Here is a 9,883-nt window from a genome sequence, read left to right as displayed (position 1 = left end):
ATGGGATAAATTGGTAAGTCAAATTTTTCGTGTAATCTGGAAAAATAACGGAACATTCTTTGATTAAATTTCGATTTTGCTCCTGATTCGGCTTCAATGTGAACGAGAAAGTAAGAAGGTTCACCGAGAAATTTGACTTTGGCTATTAAGTCGGTTTCATATTTGTCTCCTGCGGTAACATCTGTAAATATTTCTTTGTCTAATAATGAGACTGAGTTGATATCTATGTATTTAAGAACTTCGGGAAAGAAGAGTTCTATAAATTCTATGAAAAATGTGGATATCAATTCTTTAAATAAACGGTCATGGTCTATTCTTTCACTCATGTTTTTGTCAAATCCTCCGGTTATTTTTTGTAAGCAATTACTAATAAAGAACCACCCCAAGGAAAGGAAAAACCTAATGTCAAAAACCAGCGTTCCATATCAAGGATTTTCTCTAAGAGGTAATTTAAAAATCCGCTAATTTTCAGTTCGCTGGTGGGGTCATAATCTTTGGAGTTGGAGCGATTGTTGATGCGATAAATTAGCATTAATGGTAATAAGAAAGAAACAAAGGATGTGACTCTAACTACTTTAAATCCTGCTTGTTTTAATTTAATGATTAAATCTTTTTGGTTCTTGCGTAAATTTTATGGAGAACCCAGTTCAAAATCATTGAAAGCCTTATTGTGTCGGCATTTCATTCAAAATATGGGCATTATAGTTTATGATCCTTGCCCCGTAAGGGTTTTGTGATAATCAATCCTCAACCTCCATAAAACAGACGCAAGAGCCATCTTTTTTAACGTAGCGACGGACATGATGAGCATGAGTATCAGCTTGACTCCATAGCCAAGGATGTTGAGGAACGGTCAGTATGATACCCCCCATTTTGTGTAGCTTGATACATTTTTGCTAGAACGTCTGTATCTTGTTCTATGTGTTCAAGAACGTCAAAAGCTCCAATAATATCAAATTCCTCAGCAAAGGGGATATTCCGAGCATCCATTTGAAATAGAGTTGTTTTACATAGACGTTCTCTAGCAAATTCTAACCCTGCGGTAAATATTTCACTACCTGAACAGGTAAGATGAGAGAGATTTTTTTCAATTCCTTGCAGGACAAAACCAGTTCCGCAACCAATTTCTAGGAAGTTTTTGGCTTGGGGAAAATAATGTTTTATGGCGTAAATTATCAGCCGATTTCGGGAACGAAACCAGAAGTTTTTGGCTTCTAATTGTGCTAATTTAGGAAAAAATTCAGCTTCAAATCCAGCACTTTCCGCAGCCAGTTCTGGTGCAAAGGTCAAGTGTCCATTTAAGGATGGGGGGGTATATCCACAAGCTGGACAATGCCAATTTTCTTGGTTAAAATGGTGGTGACATTGAGGGCAGATTTTCATGGTATTTTTATTGAAAAAGCGTGGTAATTCAACTTTTGCAGACACCGCAGCTTACTAAATATCCTCCTCTGGTAAATACTGGGGATTTAAAACATTAGCACTATTAAAAGGGCAAATTTCCGGGAAAACATGAATATCTATTCCTGTTTCTTGAGAAGCAATTAATCTGGCATCATGATAACATTCATCAAATACCTCTTCCAAGTATCTCTTTAAGCTAGGACTTTTTTTTAATGACTTGTTTAAACGCAAAGAATGTTCAGTAATTGACGCTTTCCAACTATTAGAGCGTTTTTGTGGTTGATATTTCCACTTGAGTAAATGTTGAAAAACTCTGATCAGATTACTCTCTAAAGCATCTTTACGATTATTGCCCATGTCCTCAATTTCTTCGATAAGATTCTGAATATCCAACTGAGCAAACTCTCCTTTTTCTAGCAGGTTTACGGTTTGTTCTATCCACAAATTGAAATCAGATTCATAGAGAGGTTTTGTGAGTTTCATCATTTTTCAGAATGTACAGATAGTTGAGTAAAGCTAATGCTTATTGATTTTTTAACTAAGAGGGCGTTTAAAAAGTCATGATTGATGTATACTAAACACGGGTGAGATTTAAACTTTTACAGTGGAAAAAATATTATGTTCGTTTTGCTTGTATCAGATTCTACTTTGCACTAATTTGTCATTCAACTCGTTGTCCAAGTACCGCTAGAGTTGATTCCATTGTAGATAATTTTGTGGACTGGTGGGGATTTAGAATCTGTTTTACTTCCTTTTCATGAATATTGAGAGTAGATACAAGTTCAACTTTACGCATTGCTAGATATAGCGTAGATTTTAGTGCTGTCCGCGCTGGTACTCAGGGGAAACGCATCTAAATTTTATTGACAGAACACCATTTTTGTGTATAAACGAAAGAATCGGTATTTATCGTTTGATTGATTTTTTCAGAGTCATCGTGATGGTTTAAATTATTGTCAATAAGTAGACGTTAATGCAAATGTTTGAGTCATTATTGAGATTAAATAGTCCTTATTGATAAGATGCGTTTCCCCTGCGCTGGTACTAATCATCAAAGGGAAGAGCGATGGATTTTTCGACGTTGCTGATTAAGGGTATGAATTTTAGTCTCACGCAAAGGCGCAAAGACGCACTGAGGTTTGAGTTTTAAAGATTCAATTTGGGAATTTCATACCTCGATTCAGCAACGCCGATTTTTCTAAGCAGTCAGCAGCCTCGTTTTGTTCTAGAGAATCTCCGTAAAATAATTTGTCAGTTTTCATTGAAAGAATAGGTAAAAGTGTTTCTATTTATCAATACCTTGTCCATTTCCTGGTTTGTTAGGTTAAGCGACAGCGCAACCCAACGCATTTGTTGGGTTTCATGCTTCAACCCAACCTACAAATCAAGGCTTTTTCTAATTTGGACAAGGTATTGATTTATAAATTAATTTATCCAAACCTTGATCTAAACTTAGATAAAGGAATTAAAGATTTATTTTCTTTATCATCCATCAGTTTTTGTATTTTCAACAATCCTTGTCCACAAACAACTATAGGCTGTGAGTTTTCTATGAAGATAACTTTCCCGGGTGTACGATTTTCAATTACAACATCTTTTACTATTTCAGCTTCTAAAATTCTAACTAAATCACCATTTAGTGTTGTAGCAGCGCCCTTATATGGATAACCCACAGCATCAATAAATCTTTTTAATTCAATAGAAGACTGATTCCAATTAATTCTATAATCTTCTTCATCTCGCCATAAACTATAGGTAGCTTGATATTCATTTTGGACAATAATTGAAAACTTGTTATTGTTAACAATTGTTTCTACTACATACAAAGAAATTTCTGCATAATTTTCAATAATTTTCTTAATTGCATCGTGAATTTTAATTGGATATTCTATTTGACTTAAAGACTGAGCTATGATGTCTCCTTTATCATATTCTGATGTAGCAAATAAAGCTGTAACACCTACTTGGCTATCTCCATTAATTAAAGCAGAAACTAAGGGGTTAAAACCTCGATAACGTGGAAGTAAAGAGTCATGAAAAACAATCAAATTGCTATTATCCGTATTAATAATCCATCGCCAAGATACAGCTATTGCGTATTGAGTTGTTATTTCTCCAAAGTCTTTTCTGTCGACAAAATGAATATAATTATCTTCACATAAACACTTTATTTCTGAGTAGAAATCTTCTTGCAGTTGTGAGTCACGAGAACCAATGACTATTTCAATATTATGTTTAAATTTGGTTAATAGTTTCTGTAAAACTCTATAACTTTTTTCTGTCATTGCAAAAATTGTTATTTTATTTTCGGTTTTCATTTTCATCAAAATCTAAATTTTTAGTTTTATTTCTGACTAAATATAAAGGTCTTTTCTTGATTTCATCAAAAGTTTTCCCCAAATAAACGCCTAAAATTCCTAAAATAGAAATAATAATTCCTCCCAAAAAATATAGGGAAACAATAATACTACTCCAACCTGTTACAGTTGCACCATAAACCAAAACTTCAATAAGTATATAAAGTCCATAAATAAAAGCAAAACTAGAAATGATAAAACCTAGTTTAATGGCTAATCTCAAGGGTTTATCAGAATAAGCTATAATTGTTTCACTAGCTAATTTCCATAATTTAGCAAAGGTATAGGTACTTTTCCCAGCAAAGCGTTTTTCATGAAAAACATCAATACTAGCAGTAGGAAATCCCATCCAATCTACTAAACCTCCAAAAAATCTCAGTCGTTCACGCATTAGACAAAAACTCTGGGCAACTTGTCGAGATATTATCCGAAAATTGCCAACTTCACCATCATATTGCAGTTCAGTAAAATAATTGAAAATCTGGTAAAATAGCCATGATGTCACTCGTTTTAAGGGAGAATCTTTTCGTTTTCCCCTCCTAGCTAAGACAACATCATAACCTTCTTGAGCCTTGGCATAAAGTCTGGGAATTTCTTCTGGCCTGTCTTGCAAGTCACAATCCATAACTACAACCCAGTCACCATCACAATGGTCTAAGCCTGCGGTTATACCATAATGTTGACCGAAATTCCGACTAAATTGAATTCCTTTTACCCGTGAGTCACTGTTAGCTAATTCAATAATTATATCCCAAGAGCGATCGCCCCCACAATCCTCAACTAAGATTAATTCAAAGTCTTGTGTAATCGTCTCTAATGAATCCGCAAAACGCTTATACAAAACTTACAAACAGTCTTCTGCTTTATAGACTGGGATCACCACCGAAATGTGAGGCATAATCTAAGCTAGTAGATTTACTGGAAAGTCAATAAGCAATACAATACTATACTGCCACATTGTGCTAATATAATTCTTAACATATTGTAACATTTTTATTAAGGGTATAGCTAAACCTCCTCTTGGTAAGGAAGAGAATTTTCCGGTTTCCCCTTTTGGTAAGGGGGATTAAGGGGGATAATGTGGGAATCAGAGTTCCAGCATTAGTTTTATACCTCATTTACCTGGGAGAAAATTATTTTTTGGTGCTGAAGATGGTGGTGAACATCATCAACATTCCCCCTATCAAAATAGCGATCGCTAATCCTCCAGCCACTAAATCCAAAGTATTATTATCTATGGTCATATTATTCTCATCCAAAATTAGACATTATAATTTATGAACTCTCAACCAGAAGAAGATTTACAACGTCGTCTCCAAAACCTAGCAGCAGAAATCAAATCTGCCGGTGTAAATGCTCGTCAATCAGAAACAGAGACACCTGTAACTAGCGTTACTCAATGGAAGTTATATTTAGAAAAGTCCAGAAATTGGTTTAATGGCTTATCAACAATTAAAAAGCTGGTAGTGACAGGTATAGTCATGTTGATAACCATTTGGATGTTGCAAACAGTATTTGCTCTAGTTGCTTCTGTAATTAGTCTGGCGGTTTTGGCAGTGTTAGTGTATCTTGGATACAAATTTTTTATTGCTAATGGACAAGGAAAATAAGCAATAGCCTATTTGAGTCATGCCAATGGTGGCGTAAAAAAATCACAGGTAATTATGCAATGGCGAATCCAATGATCGGCAAAAGTAGTAGTCAGTCTAGCCGCCCCAAAGAACCGAAAAAATCTAAGATTACACCATTAGCAACGAGGCGCTTTGTAGCTTGGACGGTGGAAATAACACTCTTTATTGCCAGTGGGTTAGTTCCTTATAGTTTAGGCGTATATGTAAATTCTCGTAGTGAGATTCGGCGAGTGCCGCTGAATCCTGTCTTGGTAGTCACAGAAAAAGCGATCGCTAGACCACTAGCATTACCCATCAGTTATGGTATTCGCAACGTCGCCTGGCCGACCAATATCCTGTGGACATTAGCCCTATTATTGCCCACAAGCCTCTGTGGGTGGCAATTGTATTTACTGGCTAAAACAGGCAGCACCATTCCCAAACGGTGGTTTGGTGTGCGAGTCGTAAACGAAGCTGGAACAGCCCCAGGTTTAGGCGCAGTCATAGTTAGAGAAGGATTAGGACGTTGGACAATCCCAGTTTCCGTCGCATATCTACTTTGGCGTTACAGCTTTGTTTTCCCCAACTTGGCTCTGTTTACATCTTTAACAATGTTAATGATCTTAGCAGAATCAAAAGGCTGTCCTAACCAAAAGCGTCCCCGCTCTTTCCATGATCAACTTGCAGGGACATATACAATAGATGCAACCAGCACTGTTATTCCTCCTGGGGAGCATTCAACAATAACCGAAAATAATGTAGATAGTTCACAATCTCCTTCCCCTGCTTCCCCCAGAAATAATCCTAGTATCAGCCTGTTTTTAGTAGGGTTAACTAGCATGATTGCTGTGTTATCAACCTTAATAGGTACACAAATCTACATCCAAACCCAAGAAAGCCAACGGAGAAGCGAACAAACTAATAGTCAAAAGTTCCTTGAACTCATCAAAGCACTCAATCCCAACAACGGTGTTACCAACGAAGACCGCCAAAGAGTTATTTTAGCCTTGGGTAGTGTTGATGATAAACAAGCCATCAAATTATTAATTGACTTATTGGTTAAAGAAACAGACCCCAAAACCCTGGATACCATTCAACAAGCCTTAACTAATGCTGGTTTTAAAGCCATTCCTGAATTAAACCGCATGAATCAGTTTCTCGCTGGAGAACTAGCATCTGTGGGTAAAAGTCCCAATGGGGAAATTAGACAAAATCAGCTAATTCTCACCCAGCAGGTAATTAATAAAATTCTGGCTATCTATAGTGGCGAAACTAACAAGATTGACTTGAGTAATGCTCAATTAGGTTCTCAAGCATCTGGAGAAAAGCCCTTATTTAACTTGGTATTAAACAACGTTGATTTATCAGGAATTGTCTTGAAATCAGCAAATCTTAACCAAGCTAACTTCCAAGGTAGCCGTTTTCGCAGCGTGGGTGAAGATGGACGTTGGGATACTTATGATGATGCGATCGCTGATTTAAATAACACTCAACTAAAGCGAGCTAACTTAAGTAATACCAACTTGAGTCGGGTTTCCATGAGTCGTAGTGATTTAAGTAGGGCTAATCTTAACAAAGCCAACTTATCATACACCCGTTTATTTGGGACTAATCTCAGTAGTACCCAGTTAGTAGGTACAGATTTACGAAATGCAATTTTAGAAAATGCCAGCCTTACAAATGCAGATTTAAGCAACGCTAACTTAACAGAAGCAAATTTATATGCCGCCAATTTAGTCCGGGTTTCTGCCATTGGTACACAATTAGCCTACGCGAATTTAACTAAAACGGACTGGCAAGGTGCAGATTTATCGGAAAGCTATTTAGATTATGCTAATCTCAGTCATGCTAACTTAAGTGCTACTCGACTCACTGGCGCTAGTTTACGCTCGACTAACTTAGAAAACGCTAATTTGCGAAGTGCTGATTTAAGTCGTGCTGACTTACGAGGAGCAAATGTCGCTGGAGCAGATTTTCAAGGCACAATTCTCTTTGTTGGTAAACAAAATCTAGCAGATCAGTTTGTGGAAACACCTGATATTGGTTCTCAAAGTGCCTCAATTAAAGGAGTAGATTTCAGTCAAGCTAAAAATTTAGATCCGCAACAATTGGCATTTATTTGTACTCAAGGTGGACTAAATTCCCGTTGTCCATAATCACATGAAAGGATGTTTGAAAAGTATTATTCTGTGATTTTTAGCACAGTTATACCCCACTTAACCCTCCCATTATGAACTACGGTGTACACACAAGTCGGAAATTTCCTGTTGGTTACCATAAAACCCCTCCCCGCTCTTCGAGAGGGGAACTGGATTTTCAATAGATTCTTTCTCGTTGTAGAAAACTCGCTTTGGGTAAGGATGTGTGTACACCGTAGCCTTGATAAGGGGGGATTAAGGGGGGTAATAAATATTTGGTACATCATCAGGGACTTTTAAAACACCCTCTGACAAGAATAAGATTTTCAGTAAACCTCTTACCTAAGTTATATTAAATTCAGAGTGTGTCAGGAGTAGGCTAATGAAACGTTTTCAATATTGGCTTGGGATAATCGGAATCGGAACAGTTGTGAGTTTAGTGGTAAACTCTCAACCAGCACAGGCACAAGTAGCTTATGGCAGTTATGTTGGTATTGGTCCGACTGTGGGGTTGACAGATGGTACTCAATTGGGCGGAGTCCTGGCTTTTCGCTACAAATTACTAGAAACACCCATCTCTTTCCGAACTCAAGCTTTAATTGGTAGGGGAACAGCAGTAGTTCCGACTGTTTCCTATGACATCCCCCTCAACTGGCAAACTGATGCTTATTTAGGTGCTGGTTTAGTCTTAACTAGTGGTGATACGCCTTCCCCTGTTGGTAATAAAATTAGCTTTGCTCTGCAACCGGGAATTGACTATGTTATTCCTAATAGTAATACTGTGATTTTTGGTAATGCTATTATTGCCTTTGATGCCTACCGAAATACTGGTGGTACAGCTTTATCTTTACAAGGTGGAGTTGGGTTAAAATTTTAATTCTTAATTGGTAAAAATTTTGTAACCTTTTGATTTTTAATGTTGAATTTTGGAAAAGATGGTGCTAAACCGAGAGAAAATAGATTTTTACTTAACAGACATAGAAACTCCTATAGGTAAGGTAATTAGTGTAGCTATTTCTCTGTTGGTTTTAGTATCATCAGGAATTTTCGTGGCGGAAACTTATGATCTTTCTCAAGAGGCTCGCTGGGAGTTAAGAGTATTAGATAATTGTGTATTAATAATTTTTGCTGGAGAATATTTACTGCGCTTATGGAGTACAAAAGATAGAATTAAATATATTCTGAGTTTTTATGCAATTATTGATTTAATCTCAATTTTGCCATCTTGTATAGGATTAGTAAATACTAGTTTTATCCGGCTATTACGTTGGTTTAGAATATTGCGTTTGCTGAGATTTATTGATAAAAAGTTTCTAATTGGTAGTATCAGTAATCAAGATAGTGTAATTTTTGCGAGAATATTATTTACTTTATTTGCGATAGTTTTTATTTTTTCTGGGTTAATTTATCAAGTTGAACATCCAGTTAATCCCCAGAATTTTGATACTTTTTTAGATGCTTTTTATTTCTCAGTTGTGACAATGACAACCGTGGGATTTGGTGATGTGATACCAATTTCTGAGTTAGGGCGCTTACTAACGGTATTGATGATTTTAACAGGCGTGGCTCTGATTCCTTGGCAGATTGGTGACTTAATTAGACGATTGGTAAAAACGGCAAATCAAGTGGAAACTGTTTGTCAAGGGTGCGGTTTAGCTTTTCATGATGCAGATGCCGAATTTTGTAAAAGGTGCGGTAAACAATTGTAGTAGCTATTAGAACTACATGGGGGTAAAATCACAGTCAGTAGGGGCGCAGGGTCTGCGCCCAGTCAGGGTTTGGGCGAATTTTCTACAGCAGGGAATTCAAAATTCACGTCTTCATAGACATCTTCTATAGGACAGTGAAAATCTACACTGGCTAAATGCACATTTTCTCCCTGTCCATAACTATAAAATACCCATTGTCCCTCGGAATTACGACGGAAAATTTCTACATTTCTTCGCGTTTGACTTACTAATACATATTCTTGAAGTGATTCTAAGTGGCGATAATCAGCAAATTTATCACCTCTGTCAAATGCTTCTGTGGTGGGAGATAGGACTTCGATAATTAAACAGGGATAACCCAAAAAGTTATGAAAGGCTTTATCTTTTTGGTCACAACTGACTATGACATCGGGATAGTAATAAGTATTAATTGATTCAATGTGTGCTTTAGTATCGGCAATGTAGGCTTGACATCCACTACCACGTAGATGATTTCTCAGCATTGAAGCAATATTGAGCGTAATAACTACATGAGTATTACTAGCCCCTGCCATTGCGTAAACGTCTCCGTCTCTGTATTCATGCTTGATAGGGCTGGTTTCTTCCCCTTGGAGATATTCTGTGGGGGAAAGATAGTTATAGCTGGGAGTTGCAATCATAGAAGA

12 protein-coding genes are annotated in these 9,883 nt (G+C 36.8%); 4 read left to right on the top strand and 8 right to left on the bottom strand.

Going from position 1 to position 9,883, the window contains the following annotated elements; translation table 11 throughout:
* The 7 genes from AN486_RS19555 to AN486_RS19525 all read right to left on the bottom strand — a co-directional run.
* On the bottom strand, positions 1 to 326 hold a 326-nt coding region (locus AN486_RS19555), incomplete at its 3' end, for an Rpn family recombination-promoting nuclease/putative transposase (protein ID WP_290602165.1).
* A 20-nt stretch (positions 327 to 346) separates the two neighbouring features.
* The gene (locus tag AN486_RS19550) at positions 347 to 532 is read right to left on the bottom strand and encodes a hypothetical protein (protein WP_290602163.1); all 186 of its coding nucleotides are present in this window, start codon (positions 530 to 532) and stop codon (positions 347 to 349) included.
* Positions 533 to 816: 284 nt separating this feature from the next.
* A complete protein-coding gene (locus AN486_RS19545; protein ID WP_290602161.1) occupies positions 817 to 1,383 on the bottom strand; it encodes a bifunctional 2-polyprenyl-6-hydroxyphenol methylase/3-demethylubiquinol 3-O-methyltransferase UbiG in 567 nt (188 codons plus the stop codon).
* 54 nt (positions 1,384 to 1,437) lie between these two features.
* Positions 1,438 to 1,887, bottom strand: a complete 450-nt coding sequence (locus AN486_RS19540) for a DUF29 domain-containing protein (protein ID WP_081424161.1) — start codon at positions 1,885 to 1,887, stop codon at positions 1,438 to 1,440.
* 178 nt (positions 1,888 to 2,065) lie between these two features.
* Positions 2,066 to 2,200 (bottom strand): hypothetical protein, encoded by a 135-nt coding sequence (locus tag AN486_RS19535; RefSeq protein ID WP_257720896.1) that lies wholly within the window; start codon positions 2,198 to 2,200, stop codon positions 2,066 to 2,068.
* Between the two features lie 634 nt (positions 2,201 to 2,834).
* Positions 2,835 to 3,722: a formyltransferase family protein gene (locus tag AN486_RS19530; protein ID WP_290602158.1), complete on the bottom strand. Its 888-nt coding sequence runs from the start codon at positions 3,720 to 3,722 to the stop codon at positions 2,835 to 2,837.
* Positions 3,706 to 4,602, bottom strand: a complete 897-nt coding sequence (locus tag AN486_RS19525; protein ID WP_290602156.1) for a glycosyltransferase family 2 protein — start codon at positions 4,600 to 4,602, stop codon at positions 3,706 to 3,708. Before AN486_RS19525 ends, AN486_RS19530 begins: the two co-directional genes overlap by 17 nt.
* A 436-nt stretch (positions 4,603 to 5,038) precedes the next feature.
* Here AN486_RS19525 and AN486_RS19520 point away from each other — a divergent pair, with 436 nt between their 5' ends.
* From AN486_RS19520 to AN486_RS19505, 4 genes are all read left to right on the top strand, one after another.
* Positions 5,039 to 5,371 (top strand): hypothetical protein, encoded by a 333-nt coding sequence (locus AN486_RS19520; RefSeq protein ID WP_053538356.1) that lies wholly within the window; start codon positions 5,039 to 5,041, stop codon positions 5,369 to 5,371.
* 59 nt (positions 5,372 to 5,430) lie between these two features.
* Positions 5,431 to 7,527: a pentapeptide repeat-containing protein gene (locus AN486_RS19515; RefSeq protein WP_290602154.1), complete on the top strand. Its 2,097-nt coding sequence runs from the start codon at positions 5,431 to 5,433 to the stop codon at positions 7,525 to 7,527.
* Positions 7,528 to 7,891: 364 nt separating this feature from the next.
* Entirely contained in the window at positions 7,892 to 8,386 is a 495-nt protein-coding gene (locus AN486_RS19510) for a hypothetical protein (protein WP_053538358.1), read from the top strand.
* 58 nt (positions 8,387 to 8,444) lie between these two features.
* Positions 8,445 to 9,218, top strand: coding sequence for an ion transporter (locus AN486_RS19505; protein ID WP_053538359.1), 774 nt, complete (start codon positions 8,445 to 8,447; stop codon positions 9,216 to 9,218).
* A 62-nt stretch (positions 9,219 to 9,280) separates the two neighbouring features.
* Here the strand turns inward: AN486_RS19505 and AN486_RS19500 are convergent, their stop codons facing one another.
* On the bottom strand, positions 9,281 to 9,877 hold the full coding sequence (locus AN486_RS19500) for a Uma2 family endonuclease (protein ID WP_290602152.1): 597 nt from the start codon (positions 9,875 to 9,877) through the stop codon (positions 9,281 to 9,283).
* Positions 9,878 to 9,883: the final 6 nt, after the last annotated feature.

The organism is Anabaena sp. AL93 (assembly GCF_001672085.1).
In the GTDB taxonomy this organism is placed as follows: domain Bacteria; phylum Cyanobacteriota; class Cyanobacteriia; order Cyanobacteriales; family Nostocaceae; genus Dolichospermum; species Dolichospermum heterosporum.
Note: the sequence above shows the minus strand (reverse complement) of the source record. Positions and strands in the feature narration are given on the sequence as shown.